This is a genomic window from Faecousia sp. (assembly GCF_048519415.1).
Taxonomy (GTDB): domain Bacteria; phylum Bacillota; class Clostridia; order Oscillospirales; family Oscillospiraceae; genus JAZOXB01.
In genome coordinates this window covers 13,001-34,903 of record NZ_DBFZUT010000030.1, presented here as the reverse complement: position 1 = coordinate 34,903, position 21,903 = coordinate 13,001, and the positions used below count along the sequence as shown (strand labels likewise).

The 21,903-nt window shown below is 61.5% G+C and carries 21 protein-coding genes; 9 read left to right on the top strand and 12 right to left on the bottom strand.

Annotation, left to right across the window (positions count from 1 at the left end; all coding sequences use genetic code 11):
* Positions 1 to 71: 71 nt before the first annotated feature.
* A complete protein-coding gene (locus ACMKFF_RS03600) occupies positions 72 to 1,040 on the bottom strand; it encodes an S-layer homology domain-containing protein (protein WP_419496061.1) in 969 nt (322 codons plus the stop codon).
* A 19-nt stretch (positions 1,041 to 1,059) separates the two neighbouring features.
* A complete protein-coding gene (locus ACMKFF_RS03595) occupies positions 1,060 to 4,818 on the bottom strand; it encodes a S8 family serine peptidase (RefSeq protein ID WP_419496060.1) in 3,759 nt (1,252 codons plus the stop codon).
* Positions 4,819 to 5,259: 441 nt separating this feature from the next.
* On the opposite strand from ACMKFF_RS03595, the gene ACMKFF_RS03590 reads away from it, so the two are divergent.
* On the top strand, positions 5,260 to 6,876 hold the full coding sequence (locus ACMKFF_RS03590; protein ID WP_349136335.1) for a putative manganese-dependent inorganic diphosphatase: 1,617 nt from the start codon (positions 5,260 to 5,262) through the stop codon (positions 6,874 to 6,876).
* Positions 6,877 to 6,981: 105 nt separating this feature from the next.
* On the opposite strand, the gene ACMKFF_RS03585 is transcribed toward ACMKFF_RS03590, so the two are convergent.
* The 4 genes from ACMKFF_RS03585 to ACMKFF_RS03570 form a co-directional block, all read right to left on the bottom strand.
* Positions 6,982 to 7,554: an NUDIX hydrolase gene (locus tag ACMKFF_RS03585; protein WP_419496059.1), complete on the bottom strand. Its 573-nt coding sequence runs from the start codon at positions 7,552 to 7,554 to the stop codon at positions 6,982 to 6,984.
* Positions 7,555 to 7,616: 62 nt separating this feature from the next.
* On the bottom strand, positions 7,617 to 8,405 hold the full coding sequence (locus ACMKFF_RS03580; protein ID WP_367926541.1) for an N-acetylmuramoyl-L-alanine amidase family protein: 789 nt from the start codon (positions 8,403 to 8,405) through the stop codon (positions 7,617 to 7,619).
* Positions 8,402 to 8,581, bottom strand: coding sequence for a hypothetical protein (locus ACMKFF_RS03575; RefSeq protein WP_349136330.1), 180 nt, complete (start codon positions 8,579 to 8,581; stop codon positions 8,402 to 8,404). Before ACMKFF_RS03575 ends, ACMKFF_RS03580 begins: the two co-directional genes overlap by 4 nt.
* Complete coding sequence (locus tag ACMKFF_RS03570; RefSeq protein ID WP_417324021.1) at positions 8,578 to 8,799, bottom strand: hypothetical protein; 222 nt, start codon at positions 8,797 to 8,799, stop codon at positions 8,578 to 8,580. The genes ACMKFF_RS03575 and ACMKFF_RS03570 overlap by 4 nt, the downstream gene beginning before the upstream one ends.
* A gap of 175 nt (positions 8,800 to 8,974) precedes the next feature.
* Between ACMKFF_RS03570 and ACMKFF_RS03565 the strand changes: the two genes are divergently transcribed.
* The 4 genes from ACMKFF_RS03565 (at position 8,975) to ACMKFF_RS03550 (ending at position 11,965) form a co-directional block, all read left to right on the top strand.
* Complete coding sequence (locus ACMKFF_RS03565) at positions 8,975 to 9,544, top strand: TetR/AcrR family transcriptional regulator (RefSeq protein WP_418464660.1); 570 nt, start codon at positions 8,975 to 8,977, stop codon at positions 9,542 to 9,544.
* Between the two features lie 132 nt (positions 9,545 to 9,676).
* Complete coding sequence (locus ACMKFF_RS03560) at positions 9,677 to 10,393, top strand: flavodoxin family protein (protein ID WP_419496058.1); 717 nt, start codon at positions 9,677 to 9,679, stop codon at positions 10,391 to 10,393.
* Positions 10,390 to 10,998 carry a DUF308 domain-containing protein gene (locus tag ACMKFF_RS03555; RefSeq protein ID WP_419496057.1) on the top strand — a complete coding sequence of 203 codons (609 nt, stop codon included), beginning with the start codon at positions 10,390 to 10,392 and terminating at the stop codon, positions 10,996 to 10,998. The genes ACMKFF_RS03560 and ACMKFF_RS03555 overlap by 4 nt, the downstream gene beginning before the upstream one ends.
* On the top strand, positions 10,979 to 11,965 hold the full coding sequence (locus ACMKFF_RS03550) for a phosphate acyltransferase (RefSeq protein ID WP_419496056.1): 987 nt from the start codon (positions 10,979 to 10,981) through the stop codon (positions 11,963 to 11,965). Before ACMKFF_RS03555 ends, ACMKFF_RS03550 begins: the two co-directional genes overlap by 20 nt.
* 534 nt (positions 11,966 to 12,499) lie before the next feature.
* Here the strand turns inward: ACMKFF_RS03550 and ACMKFF_RS03545 are convergent.
* The 3 genes from ACMKFF_RS03545 to ACMKFF_RS03535 form a co-directional block, all read right to left on the bottom strand.
* The gene (locus ACMKFF_RS03545) at positions 12,500 to 13,672 is read right to left on the bottom strand and encodes a cation:proton antiporter (protein ID WP_419496055.1); all 1,173 of its coding nucleotides are present in this window, start codon (positions 13,670 to 13,672) and stop codon (positions 12,500 to 12,502) included.
* Complete coding sequence (locus ACMKFF_RS03540) at positions 13,669 to 14,013, bottom strand: P-II family nitrogen regulator (RefSeq protein ID WP_417325057.1); 345 nt, start codon at positions 14,011 to 14,013, stop codon at positions 13,669 to 13,671. Before ACMKFF_RS03540 ends, ACMKFF_RS03545 begins: the two co-directional genes overlap by 4 nt.
* A gap of 85 nt (positions 14,014 to 14,098) precedes the next feature.
* Complete coding sequence (locus tag ACMKFF_RS03535; RefSeq protein WP_419496054.1) at positions 14,099 to 15,148, bottom strand: hypothetical protein; 1,050 nt, start codon at positions 15,146 to 15,148, stop codon at positions 14,099 to 14,101.
* 188 nt (positions 15,149 to 15,336) lie between these two features.
* On the opposite strand from ACMKFF_RS03535, the gene ACMKFF_RS03530 reads away from it, so the two are divergent.
* The 3 genes from ACMKFF_RS03530 to ACMKFF_RS03520 all read left to right on the top strand — a co-directional run bounded on the left by ACMKFF_RS03530 (position 15,337) and on the right by ACMKFF_RS03520 (position 18,264).
* Positions 15,337 to 17,040: an S-layer homology domain-containing protein gene (locus ACMKFF_RS03530; protein WP_419496053.1), complete on the top strand. Its 1,704-nt coding sequence runs from the start codon at positions 15,337 to 15,339 to the stop codon at positions 17,038 to 17,040.
* A gap of 85 nt (positions 17,041 to 17,125) precedes the next feature.
* The gene (locus ACMKFF_RS03525; protein ID WP_349134853.1) at positions 17,126 to 17,701 is read left to right on the top strand and encodes a chromate transporter; all 576 of its coding nucleotides are present in this window, start codon (positions 17,126 to 17,128) and stop codon (positions 17,699 to 17,701) included.
* 23 nt (positions 17,702 to 17,724) lie between these two features.
* Entirely contained in the window at positions 17,725 to 18,264 is a 540-nt protein-coding gene (locus ACMKFF_RS03520) for a chromate transporter (protein ID WP_419496067.1), read from the top strand.
* Between the two features lie 331 nt (positions 18,265 to 18,595).
* Here ACMKFF_RS03520 and upp read toward each other — a convergent pair whose 3' ends face one another.
* Genes upp through tsaE form a run of 3 tightly spaced genes read right to left on the bottom strand, consistent with a single transcriptional unit; the run spans position 18,596 to position 20,361 of the window.
* Positions 18,596 to 19,228 carry a uracil phosphoribosyltransferase gene (gene upp / locus ACMKFF_RS03515; RefSeq protein WP_349134855.1) on the bottom strand — a complete coding sequence of 211 codons (633 nt, stop codon included), beginning with the start codon at positions 19,226 to 19,228 and terminating at the stop codon, positions 18,596 to 18,598.
* The gene (gene tsaB / locus ACMKFF_RS03510; protein ID WP_367928023.1) at positions 19,221 to 19,943 is read right to left on the bottom strand and encodes a tRNA (adenosine(37)-N6)-threonylcarbamoyltransferase complex dimerization subunit type 1 TsaB; all 723 of its coding nucleotides are present in this window, start codon (positions 19,941 to 19,943) and stop codon (positions 19,221 to 19,223) included. Before tsaB ends, upp begins: the two co-directional genes overlap by 8 nt.
* Positions 19,924 to 20,361: a tRNA (adenosine(37)-N6)-threonylcarbamoyltransferase complex ATPase subunit type 1 TsaE gene (gene tsaE / locus ACMKFF_RS03505; RefSeq protein WP_419496066.1), complete on the bottom strand. Its 438-nt coding sequence runs from the start codon at positions 20,359 to 20,361 to the stop codon at positions 19,924 to 19,926. Before tsaE ends, tsaB begins: the two co-directional genes overlap by 20 nt.
* Before the next feature lie 150 nt (positions 20,362 to 20,511).
* Between tsaE and ACMKFF_RS03500 the strand changes: the two genes are divergently transcribed.
* On the top strand, positions 20,512 to 21,663 hold the full coding sequence (locus ACMKFF_RS03500; protein WP_349134857.1) for an FtsW/RodA/SpoVE family cell cycle protein: 1,152 nt from the start codon (positions 20,512 to 20,514) through the stop codon (positions 21,661 to 21,663).
* The last annotated feature ends 240 nt before the right edge of the window (positions 21,664 to 21,903 follow it).

Here is a 21,903-nt window from a genome sequence, read left to right as displayed (position 1 = left end):
ATTCTGTCCTTTCTGTTGTGAGTTACAACACGGGATCCGGAGCGGGGGCCGCAGCCCCCGCATGGGGATCATCAAACCTTGGCAGCCAGCCAGACAAGAAGCGTTGCGGCCTCGGCGCGCGTCAGTGTGCCGTTCGGCTGCAGCGTATTGTCGGGGTAACCCTTCATCAGGCCGGAGCCGACGGCCCAGCGCATCGCGGTGATCGCGTAGGCATTGATCTTCGTGCTGTCGGTGAAGCGGCCGAGCTCGGCACGCTCATCCGTCCGGATGCCTGCGATCTTCACGGCGTAGCGATAGAGCATTGTCACGGCCTGCTGGCGCGTCACGCGGGTGTCCGGCTCGAACTTGCCGCCGCCCATGCCGTTGGCAACGCCCTTCTGCATGGCCCAGATGACAGCCTTCTCATAGTAGCTGCCTGCGGGAACGTCGGAATACGGGTTCTCGCCCGTCACGGCCGGAGAGCCGGACATGCGGTACAGCGTCGTGATGAGCATGGCGCGGGTCATGCTGTCGTTCGGGGCAAAGAGATCGGAGGACTCGCCGACCATGAGGCCGCGGCCGTATGCGTCATAGACCGCGTTGAAGAACCAGTCGTCAGCGGAAACGTCGCGGAACACGCCGGGGATCTCGACCGAGACGGAGACCGTCTCCTTCGTCTCCGGAAGGGAAAGCTGCAGCGCATAGACGCCGGGCTTTCCCGTGAGCTTCAGCTCAAGCGCAGCGGTATCCTTCTTCAGGTCCGCATAGCAGGCCCAGGCAAAGCGCAGGGACGTTTTCGTGCTAGACAGGTCGGCAATGCCTTCGCTGCCCAGCAGGGAGCGGGCGCTTGCCAGCGTCAGGCCGGCAGGCATCGTCGCAGTCACGCGGCCGTGGGACGAGCCGCTGCCCGCCTTGACCGTGAGGACGACCGTCGCAGAGCCCTGCGCATTGGCCGTTACGGCTGCAGTCGCGGTGGGAGAGCCTGCAGCTGCCAGCGCTGCCGGGCAGAGCCCGAGCAGCAGGAAGCAGACGAGCAGGCAGGAAATGATTCGTTTCATCATGACTTGCCTCATCCTTTCTTCAGCGTGCCGTCACGGGAAGCGCCTCGATCTGCGCCTCCTGCAGTGCAGGCAGGGAGTCAGTGCTTTCCATGGCGGAGGAGGTGGATGCGGAGGTGACGATCGTCACGCGGTCCGTTCTCAGGCCGACAACGGGCCAGACGTCCGCGTTGAAGCTGCCGAGGTCGGCAGCCGCGCCGGTCTTGAGGTCGAGGACGGCCAGCTCGGACTGCGAGCCGTTCAGGATCGTGGCATAGAGGTAAGCGCCGTCCGTCGCGATGGAGCAGAAGAAGGCTCTGCTTGCCTCGATGCCGAGGTCGGCAACGAGCTGCGGCAGCGTGCAGTGCAGGTTGTCGCCGTCGCCGTAGAAGCCCATGGCCCAGACCTTGCCATCTGCGTCAAGCACCAGACAGTTGTCAGTCACGCCATTCGTCGTGTCGTTGACGGTGTTGAGATAGGTGATGCCGACGAGGTTCGCGGAGAAGAGTGTGGAGAGATTCCAGCCCGCAGTGTAAGCACCGGTTGCGGTGTCGACCGTGACGATGCTTTTGCCACAGGTTGCAAGCATCGTGCCGCCATTGAGCTTCTCGGCGAACGTCATATCGGTATAGCCAACTTCGGAATCGCCGATCTTCGTCAGGCTGTAATCCTTTCCGACCTGATAGAGAGTCGAGTAAAGATTGCCGTCCTTTTCTTCATAGGAGGCGGCGTAAGTAATACCGGCGGTATCGGTCGCTGCGGCCATGATCTGCTGGCGGCTGGCCTGCTCGGTCAGCTTCTTGTAATTCGGGATCGTCTTCGTGTTGAACGTGCTGAACCAGGACTGACTGTCCGCATCCCAGATGACGGCACTGAGGTCATGATCGACCTCCTTGACCGTCACGGTGCAGGTATCCGTGACACTCGGGTCCAGAACGGAGGCTGCCTTGATGGTGCAGGTGCCTGCGCCGACGGCCTTGACGACGCCGTTTTCCACCTTGGCGACGGTCTCATCGGAGCTTGTCCAGGTGCAGTCACGGTTCACGACCGTCCACGGCTTCGCGGAGACCTCCAGCGTGGCGCTGCTGCCCTTGATGAGGTCGAGGCTCTCTTGGCTCAGTGAGATCTCCTGAACTTTTTCGGACGGGCCGAACATGGAGCCGCTCTTGCGCGGGATGAACAGGCCGCACAGCTCTGCCTGATAGAGCTCATCGAGCACGGTAGCTTCGCCGGTCGTCAGGTCATAGGAAATGAAGGTGGTGTAGTACGTCTTCGCGCCGTAGTTGGCGTGATAGAGCTTGCCGGTGTTATGGTCGTAGGTCATGGACTGCAGGAATGCGACCTTCATGCCCGTCGTCTTCGGGAACGGCGTGACCGTGAAGCCCTCGTCCGTCAGGACGAACTTATACAGGCGGGAGTTATAGTCGCTGTAGGTCGCGGCATAGAACGTGCCGTCTGTCGCGCAGGCCAGCGTCATGAAGCTCAGGCCGGCGGACATCGGGATGGTACCGACCATCTCCAGTGTGCCCATAAGCGGGTCGATGGTGAAGTCAAAGGTATACTCGCCCGTGCGGTCGGGATCGTCGCCGAGGTTGACCTTGACCTTGCCGTCGGTCACATCCTTGCTGTCCGTCAGCAGATAGGCCGGGGTCGTCACGGCATGATAGACGTTTGCAAAGCCGGAGCCCTGCTTTCTGGGCGAATATTCCACGCCGTTATCCTGCTTCAGCGGGCTGGACGTGGACATGAGCAGTGCCTGCGACAGGGCGCGAACCGTCATGCCCTCCTGCTCGGCAAGGCCGGTCTCGCGCAGATACTGCGCAACGACTGCCGCCATGCCGGTCACGCTCGGCGCGGACATGGACGTACCGGACATGGAGCCGTAGGTGCCATCCGTCAGGGTGGACCAGATGTTGCCGCCGGGGGCGGTGATCTCAGGCTTCAGGTCGAGGTTGCCGGGAACGCCCCAGGAGGAGAAGTCGCTCGGCACAAAGCCGCCGGGGACATCTGTCACGGTGCGGACCTGATTGGCAACGACCATCTTTCCGCCGTACAGGCCGGTCGTCTCGTCCTTCTCGGAGGCGGCGAGAATGCTCTCGGCGCTGATCATCGGGATGAGGACGGCAGGGTTCTTGTACTCATAGCCCGTCAGGTTCATGTTGAGATTGTTGGCGCTGTCATTATTATAAATGACGGTAGCGGCCGCACCGGCCTTCACGGCATTGTTCGCCTTGACATAGAACGAAACACCGCCGCCGCGGGAGATCAGGACGATCTTGCCGGTGAGGTCGAGGCCCTCAAAGCTCTCGTCCGCGCCGAAGATATCCTCGCCCGTCGTCGGGTCGCCAAGGAAGACGTAGTCATACGTCGTGCCGGACTTGTCCGCCGAGGTATCGAGCGTCGTGAACGCATAGGCGCCGTAGTTCTCGGAGGTATCATTGTAGGACGTGCCGACGCCGTTGAACACCGGCATCACGCCCGTCAGACCGGAGTTGTCAGTCGAGGCAATGGTGAACGCATTGCCGAACGAGCCGGGAGAGCCGACCGTGTCGATCACGGTGTCCTGCGTGAGCTGCATCTTCGTGCCGGTATTGTTGTACTGCGCATAGCTGAACTTGTTGCCGGCGGAGATGGTCACGACGGTGTCCGTGTCCTGGAGGCTGGCAAACAGCTCGTCGTTATCGCTGAACGTATGGCCGGAGACGGACGAGCCGAGCGACAGGTTGACCGTGTCGCAGTCGAGCAGCAGGGCGTCCTCGAGGGCCGCCATATAGTCCGAATCATACGCGCCGCCGCCCTTGCCGAAGACCTTCATCGGCAGGACCTGCGCATCCGGCGCCACACCGGCCACGCCGTTTTTCTGGCGGGCCGCGTGCAGATCGCCGTCGGCGTCCTTCGTCCAGACATAGGTATTCGCGGTGGCGATACCGGCAACGTGCGTGCCGTGGTCGCCCTGCGCGTCGTTGTCATGGGTGACGTCCAGATCCTCATCGATATAGTTGAACGCATAGGGGATCTTGGCCGTGCGGTAGAGCTCATCGGCCGTCAGGCCGCTCATGCGCTCCGATGCATGCAGACGGGGCAGGACCTTCGTGATGTCCTCTTCCGTCATCAGATCATAATCGGAGACCTGCTTGCCGAAGCGGGCCGCGGAGCGCTCGAGGCCATAAAGGAACGCGCTCTCGTCAAAGCTCGGGTGGTCGATATCCAGGCCGGTATCGATGATGGCGACCCGGCTGCCTGCGCCGGTATAGCCGTCGGCCCAGGCGTTATAGGAGCCGATCATCGTGCCCGCCGTAGCCGTGTTGGGCTCGTCGACATCCGGCTCGTACTGATTTTCCACATAGACGCTCTCAACGCCGTCCATGGCGCGGATCGCCTCCACCTCGCCGTAGGGCACACTCGTGGCAACGCCGTTCACGCCGATGGTGAACTGGTAGCGCACGGGAAGCGTCACGCCGAGCTCCGCCGAAATGGCCTTGATCTGCGTGCGCTGCTTCTTCTGCAGGCGGTCACTGTAGGCCAGTGCCGCAGCGTTGCTGCCGAGGTCGCGGGTCGAATAGCCGTGCTCGGTCAGGGAATCGCTGCGGAAGCGGATGATCACACGCACCGTTTCCTCCGGCGCGGGCTCGTCCGCTGCGTCCGTTTCCACATTCTCATTTTCAGGAGAGATGGAAACAGGCGTCTGCTGCAGCTCCAGCTCCTTCGTCTGGTCTGCTGCAAACACTGCGGGAACGCAGCCGAGCAGCAGGCAGAGCGTCAGGAGGACAGCCAATAGCTGCCGAAGCTTCTGTTTTCTCATCGAATCAACCTTCCTTTCTTTTGTTATGACAATACGCCCGGCTTGCCGAAAAGGTCCCGCAGGCCCTTTTCGATAAACCGGACGTTAGGCCATACTTTATTGTAGCAGTGCCGCAAAGTGCAGTCAAAATAAAAATGCGCTAAAATTTGAATACATTTCCTTATGTTTTTTGCTCGTCGTGCATACTTGCAGGAATTCTTTCACAGTTTCCCGCATGATTATCCTTTCACGCGCCGTAATATCAGCATAACCTGCATGATTTCATGCAAGACTGCCATGTGTACTGCTTGCCTACATTTTGCAAATGTTTTCATCATATTCAGACCATCGAAACGGGAAAAAGCCGCATTCCGACATTGACAGAACGCCGAAATCGGGGTAGGATAATACTATAATAGAAAATGAACGGCGGCGCAGCTGCGCTGCCGAAGGAGGCTGCCCATGGATCCCATTTACGTCACCGGCCATCGGAATCCGGATACCGACTCCATCGTCTCCGCCATGGCCTACGCCGCGCTGCGCAATGCACTCGGCGACCGGGAGTACCGCGCCGCCCGTCTCGGCCACGTCAGCGACGAGACGCAGCTCGTGCTCGACCGCTTCGGCTTCCCTGCCCCGGTCTGGATCAAGACCATGCGCACGCAGGTGCGCGACCTCGACTATGACACACCGCCTGCGCTTTCCTCCGGCGTGACCATCAGCCGCGCGTGGGCTGCTCTGTCGACGGACACGTCCATCGCCGCCCTGCCCATCACAAATGAGGACGGCACACTGTTCGGCATGCTCTCCTCCGGCGACATCGCCGCCAGCGACATGCAGTCCATCGAGCATCCGCACATCGACGCCGTTCCGCTGTTCAATGTGCTCAGCGTGCTCGAGGGCCGTATCCTGAACGAAGCGGGCGATCTTGTGGATTCCATCAGCGGCGACGTGTGCATCGCCCTGCCGCAGAGCTGTGACAATCTGCTGTTCTCCGGCAGCGGCAGCATCATCGTCTGCGGCCACCAGCCGGACATGGTGCGTCGCGCCATTGAGCAGCACGCCCGCTGCGTCATCGTCTGTCAGGCCGAGCTGGACGAGCAGCTCCGCAATGCGCCGACGGACACCGTCATCATCTCCACGCCGTTCGATGCCTACCGCGCCGTCCGCCTGCTGTATCAGTCGCTGCCCATCAGCCGCATCTGCCGCACGAAGGACCTCGAGTGCTTCCATCTCGACGACTTTGTCGACGACGTCCGCGAGGGTATGCTGAAAAGCCGCTACCGCTGCTATCCCATTCTGGATGAAAACGACCGCGTCGTCGGCACGCTCTCCCGTTACCATCTGATCCGCCCGAAGCGCAAGCGTGTCGTGCTCGTCGATCACAACGAGGCGGCCCAGTCCGTGCCCGGCCTCGATCAGGCGGAAATTCTGGAGATCATCGATCATCACCGCCTTGCGGACATCCAGACGGGCAATCCCATCTATTTCCGCAACGAGCCGGTCGGCAGCACCACGACCATCATCGCCACGATGTATCAGGAAAAGGGCCTCATGCCCTCGGAAAAGCTCGCAGGCATGATGGCAGCCGCCATCGTCTCGGATACCGTCATGTTCAAGTCCCCCACCTGCACCCAGCGCGACCGCAGTATGGCCGAGCGCATGGCGCGCATCGCCAACGTCTCGCTCGAGGAGCTGGGCCAGCAGATCTTCTCCGCCTCGTGGTCGGATGACAAGACGCCGGAGGAGCTGCTGTTCACGGACTTCAAGGATTTCCACATCGCGGGCCACGATCTCGGCGTCGGCCAGATCACCTGCGTGAATTCCGCGCACATCCTCGAGCGCAAGCAGGAATTTCTGGAAATCATGGGCCAGACCATGCAGGAGCGGCACTACAGCCTGATGCTGCTCATGCTCACGGATGTCCTGCTCGAAGGCACGCAGCTCATCTATCTCGGCGACGAGGAGACGATCCAGCAGGCCTTCTCCAGCGAGGCCAAGAACAACGTCGTGTTTCTGCCGGGCGTCATGTCCCGTAAAAAGCAGATCATTCCCACGCTCTCCGCAATGTGGGGCTAAACCGCACCCGAACGGGGATCGCCGTGCCGCTCGGCAGGCTGTAAGTCACAGAAGCATAAAAAACCGGCAGGGGCCTTTTCGCCTCTGCCGCATTGTTTTCCGTATTTATTTGGGCCAGCCCGCGCAGAGCTTGGCATTGAGCTTGGAATAGATGCGCTCGCGGAACCACGGCTCCGACGAGGCCGCCACGGCCTCATCCAGGCCGAACCAGCCCACGCGGCTGTTCTCATCCGGCTTGCAGCGGATGGGCAGCGCCGGGTCCGCCTCCAGCAGATATGTCACGTTCAGGTGCAGGTGAGACGGCACATAGTGCCCGCGCTTTTCGTGCCCGTCCACAGTCAGGATCTCCACGGAGAATAGCTCCGGGCTGACGGCGCGCACGGTGGAAAGTCCGCTCTCCTCCTGTGCCTCCCGCAGAGCGACAGCCAGAAGATCATGGTCGCCATCGGCATGGCCGCCGAGCCAGGACCAGGAGTCATAGAGATTGTGATAGGCCATGAGCACGCGGCTGCGCTCCGGGCTGACGATCCAGCCGGAGGCCGTCAGGTGGGCCGAGCGGTTCTCCCGCGTCCACAGGTCCTCCCCCTGCCCGAGCCGCCGCAGCAGCTCCGCGCAGTCCGCCTCCTCCTGCTCGTTCCACGGGCGATAGGCCAGCAGCTGTTCCATGATCCGATCCATGCAGTTTCCTCCGCTTTCTGTCTGTTTTCTGCTTCTGATTTTACAGCGGCTTTGGCCCGCTGTCAACTCCCGAACGCACCTGCGCGGTCCAGCAGAACAAGAAGCCGGACGCTGTCCTCCGTCAGATCCAGCACCCGCTCCTCTCCCGTTCCGCTGCGGCCGCGCAGGATGTCCGCCGCGATCAGCTTGTCCAGCACGGTGCGGTAATCGCCCTGCGGCACGTCGGAGAGCAGATGATAGCACACCGTCTCCGCCCGCTGCGGCTCGTCTGCGGTCTTTTTCAGGCCGTAGTGCTCCGCAAGAACAGCTGCCTCCGCAGCTGCCAGCCGTTTGAGATTTTCGTCGTCCAGCAGCCAAGTCGTCATGCGCGTGTTCGTGTGGAAGCTGTGCTCTAGGATCATCCCTGTCACGCCGAAGGCCGCCGTGAAGCGGATGACCCCGTAATAATCGGCGTTGTGCGCGCTGTTCCAGCGGACGCGCGTCTGCGCGGGCTGCAGCGTTCCCATCGTCTTATGGATGCACTCCGCCAGCTCGGCAGCCAGGCCGATTCCCTTCCCGCTGACCGGATAAAAGACGACGGGATAATCCACGCTTTCGCAGACCCCGTTTCCCGCTGCGTTGCTGTGCAGGCTGAGGAACAGATCGCAGTCCTTCGCCGCCAGCGCGCGGGTATAGAGCGGTGGGTCGTCCTGCCGCGCGGCGCGCGTGCAGACCACGGTCACGCCGTAGGCCTCCAGCTCCTGCTGCAGCAGGCGCTGCAGCGTAAACATCCGGTCGCCCTCAAAGTAGCCGCACCGTGCGGGGCTTTGATTCTGGCCGGTCCCATGGCCGGCATCGAGACAAATTTTCATGCTGCATTGCTCCTTTCATGCTGTGTTCCGAAATAAAAGCTGATGACGACCGTAAACACGGTCAGAAATTCCTGCGCCGAGACACACCGCTGCAGCGCAAGCGCGGCAAAGACCCCCGTCAGCGTCACCGTGACGAGCGACTTGACCGTCAGCAAAGCGGATAACCGATCCTTCATGTCTTCCCTCCTTCCAGGCAGTCCATTCTGTGCGAGATCGCCGTGACCCGATCCTCCAGGACCGGGATGCGCTCTCCGAAGCCGTTGTGACGGTCCACTTTTTTCTCGAGCTGCTCGATCCGATAATTTGTCAGCCGGGCCGAGGTCAGGATCCCGCCGAGGGTGCCTGTCAGCGTTCCGGCCAGCGACAGCAGCGCAATGAGAACGTCGTGTTCCATATTGCCGTATACCTCCTTTCACCCATACCGCGCAGCCGGTGAATTCTTAACGGAAAATGTTGTTTTTTCCTGCCGAAGTTGAAAAATTTTAATTCATGTGCTACACTGAATGCTGTCGAATGCAGAAACTTGCCGTCGCAGCCCGAAGCCGCGCGGCACGGAAAGGAGAGTCCCGATGAAACAGCAGATCACAAAACGCGCCATCACCGAGTCGTTCCGGGCGCTTCTGGCCGTCAAGCCGCTGGATAAGATCACCGTCCGCGACATCGTCGAGGACTGCGGGCTGACGCGCAATACCTTTTATTATCATTACGAAGACGTCTACGATCTGCTGAGCGACGTGCTGGAGTCCGAGATCGAGCGGGCGCTGTCCGTCCCCGCAGGCGGGGCCTCATGGGAGACCATGCTGCTCGATATGCTCAGCTTCCTCATCGATTCGCCGCAGATCGGCCGTCATATTTTCCAGTCGAAATGTCAGGATGCCATGCGCGTCTACCTCAGCAAGGTCATCTCTGAGCTGTCGGACCGCTATATCGAGCAAAACGTCCGCGATCTGGACTACAGCCAGCAGGACCGCAAGCTCATCTGCGACATCTGCTGCCACGCCCTCTACGGCCTGCTGGAGGAATGGCTGACAGGCCGCTCCGACGTCGCGCTCGAGGCAGAGCTTCGCCGCGTCGCCCAGCTGTTCGAGGGCACGGTGCGCCATGCGCTGGAATTCAGCGCCGCTCATCCGCGCACCTGAATGCCATACAAATATGCCGGAGTGTATGAATTTTGCACATCGCCCCGGGAATGAATGATGACTTGCAGAGGCTGACCCGCTATGCTATAGGAGTGTTTTTTTGAGCCTCGCAAAACACAGGAGGAGATCAACATGCAGGCTCTGCTGCTCAATGGCAGCCCGCGCGGCGCTGCCAGCAATACGCTGCGACTTTCCCGCGCCTTTCTGCAGGGTACAGGCTGGCCGTTTGAGACGTTTTCTCTGACAGAAAACCGCATCGAGCCCTGCCGGGGCTGCATGGCCTGCTGGCGCAGCGGCGCCCCCTGCACGATCGCGGACGATTTCTCTGCTTTTGTCGGGCAGTTCCGCCGGGCAGACGTGCTGATTGCGAGCTTCCCCCTGTATTATTTTGGTCTTCCCGCTCAGCTCAAAGCCCTGCTGGATCGGACGATCAGCCTGATGGAGCCATACCACGGCCAGACGCCGGAGGGCGGGCACTGTTCGTTCCAGACGCTGCGGGACCCGGCGCTGCGGCGCAAGAAGCTCGTTGTCATCTCTTCATGCGGCTATACGGAGGCCGCGCCCATGTATGAAGCGCTGCTGGCCCAGCTCGACCGGCTGTGCAGCGGCCGGAATTATACGCCCCTGTTTTTCCCGCAGGGCGAGCTGCTCCCGGTAGAAAAGCTGAACGGGCCGCGGGCCCGCCGTCTGCAGGCCTTCGAGGCGGCAGGCCGGGAATATGCCGAAACGGGAACGCTCTCGGAGCAGACGCTTGCCGGGGTGCAGCGGCCGATGGTCGATCCCCGTGTCTATGAAATTCTCGCCCGCGCGCAGTGGCGCGGCGGTGCGGAAAGGAACAAACAGCCATGAAGCAAAACGACAATCTGGTCAAGCTGGCCAAAATCACCAATACGGCCGCCTCGTTTCTGATCTTTCTGGCGGGCCTGATGCTGATCTTCCTGCCCAGCACGGAGGTCACATTCCTGCAGCGGACAGTGCTTGCCGTTTTATTTCTGCTGACCGGCGCCGCCAAAATGATCGGCTACTACTCCAATGATCTCTACCGCCTCGCCTTTCAGTTTGACTTTGCCATTGGCATCCTGTGCGCCCTGCTGGCAGGGCTTCTGGCCTTCCTGCCGCAGCGCGTTCTGCCGACACTTCCGGTGCTGCTGAGCGTCTATGTTATTCTGGATGCCCTGCTGAAGCTGCAGATCGCGATGGATGCCCGCCGCTTCGGCATGGAGAGCTGGATCGCCATTCTCTGCTCCTCCCTGCTGCTCGGCTTCGGCGGCCTGTTCGCCCTTTCGGCGCTGTATTCCAGCTTCCTCACGCCGTCCGTCGCCATCGGCATCGCGCTGGGGCTCGACGGTCTGCAGAATGCCTGGATCACCATGCACACGGTGCGCGTCCGCGCCCGCAAAAAAAATCTTTCCGAAAAGTTTGGACTGGAGAATCATGAAGAAGATCCTGATTGACGTATTCGGCAGCGACCATCCCGAGCAGCTGCTCGAGGGCTGCGCCCGCTGCACGCTGGAGGTCCCGGACGTCATGCTCGTCCTGCCCGGCGAGGAGGCTATGCTCCGTGCGGAGCTGGAAAAATATCCCTGCAATTGGGATGCGCTGGAATTCATGCCCGCATCCGAGATTATCACAAATCACGACGATCCCATCGACGCCGTCATGCACAAGCGCGACTCCACGCTCGTCAAGGGCATGCAGCGCCTGAAGCGCGACCCGGAGCTTGCCGGCATGCTCACCGCCGGGAGCACCGGCGCCGCCCTCGCAGGCGGCGTGGCCTATGCCGGGCGCGTCCGCGGCGTGCGCACGCCCGCACTTGCCACATTCCTGCCGTCCGTCCCCGGCCGCAGGCTGTGCCTTGCCGACTGCGGCGCAAACGTGGACTGCAAGCCCGAGCGCATGGAGCAATTTGCCCTGATGGCCACGGCTCTCATGCAGAGCTGCGGCGTGGAGGAGCCGCGCGTCGGTCTTCTGTCCGTCGGCGTGGAGGAGAGCAAGGGCAGCCACTTTATCCGCGAGGTCTATGACCTGCTCGAGCGCCTGCCGATCCGCTTCACCGGCATGATGGAGGCGCGCGACGCCCTGTCCGGCGAGTACGACGTCATTGTAGCCGAAGGCTTCTCCGGCAATGTGCTGCTGAAGACCGTTGAGGGCACGGGCCTGTTCACGGCCGACCGGCTGCGCGCCAGCACCGATCCCGCCGTCCGCGCCGCGGGCGACACCATTGCCGCCGAGCTGGACTTTGCCTCAAACGGCGCGTCCATGCTGCTCGGCCTGCCAAAGCCCTTCCTGAAGGCACACGGCAGCGCAAACGCCGCCACGATCCCAAACGCCGTCCGCCAGCTCCTGCAGCTGAGCGAGCTGGACTTTCCCGAGCGCCTGCAGGCTCTGCTCGCCCGCACGGCCGAGCTGCAGAAGACCTGAAAATACAGCAAAAGCCCGAGGCTTTCGCCCCGGGCTTTTTGCCCATCGGGGAACCCCTTCGGGCTTTCCCGACGATTGGATCACAGTCCGCTGCGCGCACGGATCATCCGCCGTTGGCAGACGATCCGCACACTGGCGGACTGAGCGGTATTTTCTCCGACGTACACGCCGCCGGAGAAAATGATCTCACTTTCTTCGCCGCCTGCGGGCGGCGAACTCTGCGAGGCTTTTAACGAAACGCCGAATGGCTCTTAGGCGAAAGGTGAAAGCAGAAGCCCGGGGCTTCCGCCCCGGGCTAAGACTGTCGAAAAACCTGCCCAGCCGAAAGTTTCGGAGGGAAGGATCGTGTGAAAGGAAACCGTCAGGGTGTCCTTTCGCGTTCAATAACCCGCCGCAGCGGCAAAATTGCAAAATCATGCTGCATAATTTGATTTTGCAATTCTGAAAGCAGCTTGGCGAAAAAGGCCCGAAGGGACTTTTTTGACAAGCTGAGCCCGGGGCTTCCGCCCCGGGCTTTTGCTGTACCATATTGCTTTAGTTTGTCGTGATCTCTCCGGCCTTTTTGAGCGAGAGCTTCGTCACGGCCGGGCCGATAAGCTCATAGATGAGCGTACCGCAGAGGATAACCGCGCGGATCTGCGGTGCAAAATGCGGCACGATCTTACCGGCTGCCAGCGACAGACCGATGGCCACACCAGCCTGCGGCAGCAGGCACGGGCCAAGGTACTTTTTCACGTTCTTGTCACACTTGCACACGATGCCGCCAAGCGAAGCGCCGAAGGCCTTGCCGGCCACTCGCAGCACGATGTAGATCACGCCGATGAGGCCGACTGTCGGCAGCACAGACAGCTTGAGGTCCGCGCCGGACGCGACGAAGAACAGCAGAAAGATCGGCGGCGTCACACCGTCGCAGATGTCCATGATCTGCGTGACATCCGGAGAGAAGTTCGCCACGACCGCGCCCATGGCCATGCACAGCAGCAGGGATGACAAATCAAACAGGGTAGCGATGCCGATGCCCGCAAACACGAACGCCACGATAAGTGACAGGCGGTTGCCAGCTTTCTTGAAGAAGCGCAGCGGCAGCAGGAAAATAAAGCCGAGCGCTGCCCCCACCACGATTGCGCCACCGATCTCGCGCAGCGGCGACAGCAGGGACGCGCCGAACGACGCGCCCGCGTCCGTCAGGCCCTGCGCCACGGCGACGGCGAGCGAGAACAGGATAAGGGCTGTCGCATCGTCGATGGCGACGACGGACAGCAGCGTCTCCGTCACGGGGCCCTTCGCGCGGTACTGCTTGATGACCATGATGGTCGCAGCCGGAGCCGTGGCTGCCGCGATCGCGCCCAGCACAAGCGAGAACGGCAGCGGCTGTCCCGCGATCAGCAGGCCGAGCACCACAAATACGACCGCAAACAGCGATTCGAGGCACGCGATGACGATCGGCGCAACACCGACACGCTTGAAATAGGACATTTTGAACTCATTGCCGATGGAGAAAGCAATGAAGCCCAGCGCCACATCGGAAATGATATTGATCGTCGTGAGAAAATCCTCCGACAGCAGACCGAAGACGCTCGGCCCGATGAGAAGACCCGCCACAAGATAGCCTGTCACGTTCGGCAGATGCACATGCTTTGCCATGCGCCCGCAGAACATGCCCGCAAAGATCATGATGGCCAGGTCCAGCAGGGTATTGAGATTCATTGGTATTTGCCCAGTCCTTCCACATACGAGATCGGCACCGTGAAGAGGATGCCGCTGTCCGGCTGATCCAGTCCTCCTGTTACCTCATTGACGACGCGGCTGACCGTGCGCACCTTCTCACCGTCCAGCACCATAAAGATCATCTTGTTTTCCTTGTGCGCCGGGTTCATCAGCATCCGCAGGGAGCCGAGGAACCGAAGCTCGTCGTGCCCCTCGAGCTGCTGCGCCATGCCGCGGCTGTCCAGAATGGTCGCGCCGGGGATATGTTCCTTCTCCAGCGCCGTGAGAAGCTTATCCAGACATTCCAGCTTGTTCAGAACGATCACCAATAGCTGCATCATGTTCGCCTCCTGAAATTTTTCCGGACACTATCTTAGCACTGTCTCTCCGAAAAAACAACAGGAAATCACGGATTTTTTCGTTTTTTTACGCCGGAAACAGCTCGTGCAGCGTCCGCTCCGTCAGCGCATCTGCCGCTGCGAAGTCCACATAGGGGCGGCACAGGGCCTCCAGCTCATCATGGATGCGCTTTGCCTCGCGCACATGCTCCGCTGCCTTCCGCAGGAGCGTTCCCGCCGTGTCCCGCGCAAAGTGCAGCGTGTCGCGCGCCGCGGGCGGCAGCGTGCCGTCCAGCTCCAGCGTGCAGCAGCGCTCGCCCGCATAGGGGAAGTCCGGACTGCTCGCCACAAAGGCCGCCCCTGCCCCCGGCACAAGCAGGTGCGCGGGCGCGCCGTCCGGCTGCAGCGGCGTGTAGCAGACAAGGCACGTCTGCCCGAGCTGCAGGGCCTGTTCCAGCACGCGCTGCAGCAGAGCCGGGGCAAGGCCGTAGCTGTCCTCCAGCACATAGACCCGCCCGCACACAGCCGCAGCCGTCTCCGTGCAGAACGACAGCCCCTCCGGCGTTACGGCACTGAGGAACCGCCGCCGGACCTTCCCCTGCCGCCCGGACGGCCGAAGGGCCGTCAGCGCCAGGCAGCCCGCCAGCTCCTCGAGATCACGGCGGCAGCGCGGCTCCTCCCACATGGCCCGCGCCGGAGCCAGCATGCGGTCCGCAGCGGCGAGGCACGCCGTCACGAGCGGATACTGCGCGGCGTTCTCCCGCTTCCGGCGGCGCAGCTCCGGCTCGACGCGTGCGATGCCCGCACGGTCATAAAACGCGCCGAAGTCCACATAGCCCTCCCGCCCGGCGCACAGCGTCGGCTCGAGCACATGGGGCGCCGTGGCATCGACCCAGCCGCGCCCGAGCGACGGCAGCACGACGGCATCAAGGGACTGCGGATCGGACGAGCACAGAAACCGCCATACCTCCAGCCCCCGTGCGGCGGCCTCATCGGCAATGCGCCGGAGAAAGGTCGACTTGCCGCAGCCGGAGCCGCCCTTGATGTAATCCACCGCGCCGCACTCCTCCGCCAGCTCCGAGGCAAAGGTGGAAAAACCCCGCGGTGTGCACGAACCCAGAAAAAATGTTGCCTGCATCAACAGCACCTGCCTTTCTCCCAGATATCTATGCGCGGCGGAGCGAAAATGTTCCTTCCCCAAATTTAGGCTTTATTTCTATATGCAAACATTGACAGGATACATATTTTGTGCTAAAATACCATAAAAATGTGGAAGATCATCGCTTCCCGCATTTTCAGCATCACAGGAAAGAAAGGAAGATCACCATGAAAAAACGTTGTCTCAGCCTGCTGCTCACCCTGTGCCTGCTGGCCGCGCTGGCCGTTCCTGCCTTCGCGCAGGAAGCGGAAAAGCAGCCGACACTGCAGCCCGCCTCGGAGCATCCGTCCGTTCTTCTGAATACCCCGGCCGTTGAGATCCCGGCCGTCCGCGCCGAGATCGAGCCCATGTGCGTGCCGCACGCCAGCATGCGCAGCCTGTCCATCGCCAGGGGCTATGAGGGTTATCTCTATTACAGCCTCTACCGCGGCACCTACTCCGGGACCTACGGTTATTCCATTGAAGTCTACCGCGGCACCAGCATCACGGAAGCCAATTACGTCGGCGGCTATGCCGATGGCTATACCTCCGCAGAGCCGCAGCTGCTTGAGCTCTCGCTGGACAGCGCGCTCACGTCCACGCTCTCTGCCGGTACTTACACCGTTGTGAGCACGGTCCTCGTCGCCGTCAACGGCGAGGCCCGCCCCGTGAGCGGCACGGAGACCAAAACGCAGATCCAGGTCGTCAACAATCCCATCCCGCTGCAGGGCGTGTACATGGAGAGCGTCAAGGACGTCATGTACCTCGATCCCGGTCAGGAGATCACGACGCGCGTGGCCTTCAGCCCCGCCAACACGACGGCCCGCCGCAACTACGAGCTGAGCATCAGCAACGAATCCGTCTTCAGCGCTCTGGATTTCGGCAACGACATCACCATCCGCGCCGAGCAGCCGGGCAGCACGACGTTCTATGTCCTGCTTGGCGGCTACATGGGCGGCTTCCGCCTGATCGTCCGCGGCTACACCGCCTCCATGGCCCAGAAGGAGCAGACTCTGCACGAGGGCTCCTCTGCAAAGCTTTCCTTTACGGTCTCGCCGGATGACGGCCAGACGAAGGCTGTCTGGAGCTCAAACGATCCGCAGATCGTCAGCGTTGCGCAGGACGGCATCATCACCGCACTGCGTGAAGGCTCTACCATTGTAAACGCTTCCCTCACCTTCCCGGACGGCCGCACCGGTCTTGCATCCTGCGCCGTGACCGTCACGCCGCACACCGGCGACGTCCTCTCCGAGCAGGCCCCCACTGCCAGCCGCGACGGCTGGCAGCAGATCAACTGCACCGTCTGCGGTCATGAGGCGACGCACATTCTCTCCCGCCGTTTTCTCGACCTCGACGGCACGCAGTGGTATGCCGACGGCGTGGACGACATCGTCGACCGCGGCCTGATGAACGGCACCGGCCCCGTGACGTTCGAGCCGGACTCCACCATGACCCGCGCCATGCTCGTCACGGTGCTGTGGCGCAGCGCCGGTTCTCCGAACGAGGGCACGAACGGCTTCACGGACGTTCCCGCCGATCAGTGGTACACGCAGGCCGTCGCATGGGCTGCGCAGAACGGCATCGTCAACGGTGTTGGCAACAACAAGTTTGACCCGGACGCCAAGATCACCCGCGAGCAGCTGGCCGCCGTCCTGTACCGCTATGCCGGGAAGGTCGGTATGGACGTCACCGCGCGCGCCGATCTCAAGCTCTTCCCGGATGCCGGCAGCGTCAGCGCCTATGCCACGGACGCCCTGAGCTGGTGCGTAGCCAACGGCATCGTCAACGGCACGCTGGAGCACGGCACGGCCTATCTGGACCCGCAGGGCTCCGCCACACGCGCCCAGGTCGCCACGCTCATGTCCCGCTATCTCAAGCTCACGGAAGCATAACCGAAAAATCACTGAGGCCGTCCAATCGGGCGGCCTCTTGCTTTTTCTGCTGCAATGCCCTATACTGATGCCGGAGGTGGTTCACATGAAAAGCAGGCGGCTTTCCCTGTTTCTGACGTTTCTGAAAATCGGCGCGTTCACGTTCGGTGGTGGCTATGCCATGATCGCGCTGCTGGAGCACGAGCTCATCGAGAAAAAGGGCTGGATCGGGCACGACGAATTTCTCGATATGGCAGCCATTGCGGAATCGACGCCCGGCCCCGTCGCCGTGAATGCAGCGACGTATGTCGGCTTCCATGTTGCCGGGGTGTCCGGCGCGGCGCTTGCCACACTGGCCGTGTGCCTGCCGTCGTTCCTGATCATTTTTGCGATTTCCCAATTCTTTGACCGCTTTCTTGCACTGACCACCGTCGGCTATGCCTTCCGCGGCATTCAGGTCTGCGTTGTCTATCTCATCGCATCCGCCGGATGGAAAATGGTCCGGAAGCTGCCGCACCGTCCGCTGGATAACGTGATCCTCGCCATCGTTCTGCTGGCCATGCTGGCCTGCTCCATGCTTGCCGTCTCGTTCTCCTCCATCTATTTCATTCTGCTCAGCGGCACGGCCGGGCTCTGCGTCTACGGCGTGCGGCAGCTGCGGAGAGGCGGTGGGAAGCCGTGATCCGGCTGTTCTGGAATTTTCTTATGATCGGCGCGCTGTCCTTCGGCGGCGGCTACGGCATGATCTCCCTTGTGCGGGAGACCGTTCTGTCCAACGGCTGGCTGACGGAATCGGAGTTTCTGAGCTTTATCGCCGTCTCGGAGTCGACGCCCGGCCCGCTGGCCGTGAATATGGCCACATTCGTCGGTTCGTCGCAGGGGGGCTTCTGGGGCGCGCTGGTCGCGACGCTCGGCGTCGTGCTGCCGTCGTTTCTGCTCCTGCTGCTTATTGCCGCCGTGCTGCGGAACCTCATGAAATACCACGGCGTTGAGGCCTTTCTCTCCGGCGTGCGGCCGTGCGTCGTGGCGCTCATTTTTGCCACGGCCGTGACCATGGGCCTGACGCGCCTGCTCGGCTTTACGCACCTCGGCGATGTCCCTGCGCCGGATATCCGCTCGCTTCTTGTGCTGGCGGTCCTTGCCGCCGTCCATTTCCTGTGGAAAAGGCTGCGCGGCAAAGTGCCCTCCCCCATTGCCATGATCGGCCTGTCCGCCGTCCTCGGTATCCTGCTCTGGAGCATTTAGGCAGCTTGCGTCTGTAGCGGCGTTCCCTGAGCGCCTTGCAGGCTGCAGGTTTGGTGGCACTCCGCCGACCGCATCTGCCGTTGTAGGGGAGCGGACAGCCGGGCCCGGCGACGCACTTGCAGTCCGTACAAACCGCCGTCAAAATGGCAAACGCTCCCGAATTGTCATTGCGAGGAGGCCGCAGGCCGACGTGGCAATCTCGCAGTACCCTGTTGGATAATCGGGCAGCCCCGGCGAATTCGCAAGCTGCTGCAATCCCTTTAGAGAGAGCATCGTTTTTTTACGAAAAAACAGCCGCTGCACTGCGCAGCGGCTGCCGTTTTATTCTGTTTTACTTCGTGCCGAAGATACGGTCGCCCGCATCGCCGAGGCCGGGCACGATATAAGCATGCTCGTTCAGATGGTCATCGACAGCAGCGACATAGAGGTCGACATCGGGATGCGCCTCCGTCACGGCCTTCACGCCCTCGGGCGCAGCGATAATATCCATCAGGGTGAGATACCTGCAGCCGTATTCCTTCTTCAGGATGTCCAGCGCAGCAACGGCGCTGCCGCCGGTGGCCAGCATCGGATCGACCACGAAGACCTGACGCTCCGAGATATCGGGCGGCATCTTGCAGTAATACTTGACCGGCTCATGGGTCTCCGGATCACGGAACAGACCGATATGACCGACCTTCGCAGAGGGGATCAGCTCGATCATGGAGTCGACCATGCCCAGACCTGCGCGCAGGATGGGAACGATCGCCAGCTTTTTGCCGGAAAGGACCTTCGTCTTTGCCATGGCGACCGGCGTCTCGATCTCGACTTCTTCCGTCGGAAGATTTCTGGTCGCTTCATAACACATCAGCGCTGCGATCTCGCCGACGATCTCGCGGAATTCCTTCACGCCCGTGTTCTTGTCACGGAGGATCGAGAGCTTGTGCTGCAGCAGCGGATGATCCAAAACCTGTACTTTACCCATTGACACTCTCCTTCGATGTGCGCAGGCGCTCCGCACGTTCCCGCTCTGCCTGAGACAGACGCAGATAATTCGGCGCGAGCGCCGCGCCGCTGCAATCCGCCCCTTCACTGAGGAGCCGCCGCGCAGCGAGCGCCACACCTGAAGCGCGCTGCATTCTCCTATGCTCCGGCGCAAGCATGCAGCCGGAGATTTCCGTACCGAACGTATTATAGCACAACTGTGCGCCATCGCCAACCATTATTTTCGGTTTTTCGCAATTTTCCAGTGCGAGCCGCACCTCGTCGAGTGAAACGGCGCAGTCGGGGCACAGGCGTGTCAGTGTGCCGTTCTCTGCGAGGAAGCGCGCGTGATACACCTGGGAGCGCCGCGCGTCCATGGCGCAGCACACGATGCCGGAAAATTCCGATGCCTGCCATGCCATGGCCTCCAGCGTCGAAACGCCGCAGCACGGGATATCCCGCCCCCATGCAAAGCCCTTGGCGGCCGCCACGCCGATGCGCACGCCGGTAAAGCTGCCCGGCCCCGCCGCGCAGGCGACGGCGTCGATGTCCTTTGCCGTCAGCTCCGTGATCTCCAGAAGACGCTGCGCCGATTCCAGCAGCGTCCGGCTGTGCGTCAGGCCGCAGTTCAGATAGAGCTCGCCAAGCAGCATGTCGCCCTCCAGCAGAGCGACGGATGCCGCCTTTGCCGAGGTCTCAAATGCCAGGATCCGCATCCAGCCCGCCTCCTTCGATGATGATCGTGCGCTGCTCGTCCGAATCGCGGCCGATGCGCACCGAGATCGCGCCCTGCATGGCGTCCGCGACGTTTTCGCTCCACTCCACCGCGCACACGCCGCCGCGCTGCAGATAGTCCTCCCAGCCGATGTCAAACAGCTCGTCGCTCGAGCCGAGCCGGTACATGTCAAAATGGAACAGCGGCAGACGGCCGCCCGTATATTCGTTGACGATGGTATAGGTCGGGCTGGTCACACGCATCGGGATCCCGAGTCCGCGCGCAAGTCCGCGGGTGAACGCCGTTTTTCCCGCGCCGAGATCGCCCGTAAAGGCGATGATCTCGCCGCCGTGCAGCGTTTTGGCCAGCCTTTCGCCCAGCGCCTCGGTCTCGTCGACGCTGTGGGTCACAAACCGCATCGTTCTCACGTTCCTTTCTCTCCGGCTGCATTCCGCAGCTGCTTTTGTTTATTTTACCATATCCGCGCGTTTTTTGCAAAACATACTTTTGGGTTTACAGAATGCCGGATCGATGATAGAATAAGAAGAACGAAATCGGGAGGTGACGGCATGCGAAAATTCGGGGCAAAACTGCTGGAGGTCCTGCGCAAGGGGGATATGGTCCTGCTGGCGCTGTGCGTGCTGACCTCCGTGTTCGGCATCGTGATGGTCGCGGCCTCCACGGCCTATGACGGCAGCAGCCGCTACGTTATCATCCAGACGGGCGCGCTGATCACGGGCATTCTGCTGTATCTTGCGCTCACCGCGTTCGACATCGATATTCTCGCCGGGCAGCGGACGCTGCTGTTCCTGTTCAATACCGCCTTTCTGGCCATGCTGCTCGTCTGGGGCGTCGAGGGTACGTCCGGCAACAAAAGCTGGCTGCACTTCCCCTTCCTGCCGTTCAACATTCAGCCCGCCGAGGTCTGCAAGATCACCTATATCATCATTCTGGCCAAGACCATGAGCCTGAACCGCAACCGCATCTCCTCGCTGCGCTCCGTCGGCACGCTCACGTTCCACATGCTCTGGATCGTCGCCCTGATCGTCGTCATTTCGCACGATACCGGCGTTGCGCTGATCTTCATGTTTCTGTTTGTCGTCATGGCCTATGTCGGCGGCGTGAGCGGCTGGTGGTTCCTCGGCGGCGCGGGCGCCGTCGCGGCCGTCTCGCCCTATCTCTGGAAATACTTTATCCGCGACGATCAGAAGCAGCGCATTCTTGCCCTGATCGACCCGTCCATAGACCCGGACGGCCTCGGCGTGCTGTGGCAGACGAACAAAAGCCTTGAGGCCCTGCGCAACGGCGGGCTGACGGGGCAGGGTCTGTTCCACGGCGACCTGACGAGCATCGGCTACCTGCCCGCCCAGCACACGGACTCCATCTTCTCGTCCATTGGCGAGCAGCTCGGCATGCTCGGCTGCCTTGCCGCCCTGTTCCTGCTGCTGGCCATCGTCCTGCGCTGCATTCAGGTCGGCATGAAATCCCCGGATTATATGAACCGCCTCATCTGCATCGGCATCGCCTCGATGCTGCTGTTCCAGATCCTCATCAACGTCGGCGTCTGCCTTGGCCTGTTTCCGGTCGTCGGCCTGGCCCTGCCGTTTTTGAGCTACGGCGGCAGCTCCATCCTGACGTCGTTCCTCGCCATGGGTATCGTCTCCGGCATCAAAATGCGCCCCGCCCCCGATATGAGCGCACACTATATCCGGCCCTATTGACGCGTATTTTCAGGCAGCACCGTGTTCTCAGTTCCACTGCTTGACTTTCGGAAAACTGCCGCCCTGAAGGTTTCGGAGGGAAGGAAAGTGTGAAAGGAACCATTAAGGTGTCCTTTCGCGTTCAATAACCATCCGCAGCAGAAACATTGTAAAATGATACTGCAAAGTTTAATTTGCAGTTCTGAAAGCAGCTTGTCGAAAAAGCCCTTTTGGCCTTTTCAACAAGCTGCCGCTTTTTGC

Coding starts and splice junctions, on each gene's coding strand:
- ACMKFF_RS03600 (WP_419496061.1), bottom strand. CDS start 1,040: ATGATGAAACGAATCATTTCCTGCCTGCTCGTCTGCTTCCTGCTGCTC.
- ACMKFF_RS03595 (WP_419496060.1), bottom strand. CDS start 4,818: ATGAGAAAACAGAAGCTTCGGCAGCTATTGGCTGTCCTCCTGACGCTC.
- ACMKFF_RS03590 (WP_349136335.1), top strand. CDS start 5,260: ATGGATCCCATTTACGTCACCGGCCATCGGAATCCGGATACCGACTCC.
- ACMKFF_RS03585 (WP_419496059.1), bottom strand. CDS start 7,554: ATGGATCGGATCATGGAACAGCTGCTGGCCTATCGCCCGTGGAACGAG.
- ACMKFF_RS03580 (WP_367926541.1), bottom strand. CDS start 8,405: ATGAAAATTTGTCTCGATGCCGGCCATGGGACCGGCCAGAATCAAAGC.
- ACMKFF_RS03575 (WP_349136330.1), bottom strand. CDS start 8,581: ATGAAGGATCGGTTATCCGCTTTGCTGACGGTCAAGTCGCTCGTCACG.
- ACMKFF_RS03570 (WP_417324021.1), bottom strand. CDS start 8,799: ATGGAACACGACGTTCTCATTGCGCTGCTGTCGCTGGCCGGAACGCTG.
- ACMKFF_RS03565 (WP_418464660.1), top strand. CDS start 8,975: ATGAAACAGCAGATCACAAAACGCGCCATCACCGAGTCGTTCCGGGCG.
- ACMKFF_RS03560 (WP_419496058.1), top strand. CDS start 9,677: ATGCAGGCTCTGCTGCTCAATGGCAGCCCGCGCGGCGCTGCCAGCAAT.
- ACMKFF_RS03555 (WP_419496057.1), top strand. CDS start 10,390: ATGAAGCAAAACGACAATCTGGTCAAGCTGGCCAAAATCACCAATACG.
- ACMKFF_RS03550 (WP_419496056.1), top strand. CDS start 10,979: ATGAAGAAGATCCTGATTGACGTATTCGGCAGCGACCATCCCGAGCAG.
- ACMKFF_RS03545 (WP_419496055.1), bottom strand. CDS start 13,672: ATGAATCTCAATACCCTGCTGGACCTGGCCATCATGATCTTTGCGGGC.
- ACMKFF_RS03540 (WP_417325057.1), bottom strand. CDS start 14,013: ATGATGCAGCTATTGGTGATCGTTCTGAACAAGCTGGAATGTCTGGAT.
- ACMKFF_RS03535 (WP_419496054.1), bottom strand. CDS start 15,148: ATGCAGGCAACATTTTTTCTGGGTTCGTGCACACCGCGGGGTTTTTCC.
- ACMKFF_RS03530 (WP_419496053.1), top strand. CDS start 15,337: ATGAAAAAACGTTGTCTCAGCCTGCTGCTCACCCTGTGCCTGCTGGCC.
- ACMKFF_RS03525 (WP_349134853.1), top strand. CDS start 17,126: ATGAAAAGCAGGCGGCTTTCCCTGTTTCTGACGTTTCTGAAAATCGGC.
- ACMKFF_RS03520 (WP_419496067.1), top strand. CDS start 17,725: ATGATCGGCGCGCTGTCCTTCGGCGGCGGCTACGGCATGATCTCCCTT.
- upp (WP_349134855.1), bottom strand. CDS start 19,228: ATGGGTAAAGTACAGGTTTTGGATCATCCGCTGCTGCAGCACAAGCTC.
- tsaB (WP_367928023.1), bottom strand. CDS start 19,943: ATGCGGATCCTGGCATTTGAGACCTCGGCAAAGGCGGCATCCGTCGCT.
- tsaE (WP_419496066.1), bottom strand. CDS start 20,361: ATGCGGTTTGTGACCCACAGCGTCGACGAGACCGAGGCGCTGGGCGAA.
- ACMKFF_RS03500 (WP_349134857.1), top strand. CDS start 20,512: ATGCGAAAATTCGGGGCAAAACTGCTGGAGGTCCTGCGCAAGGGGGAT.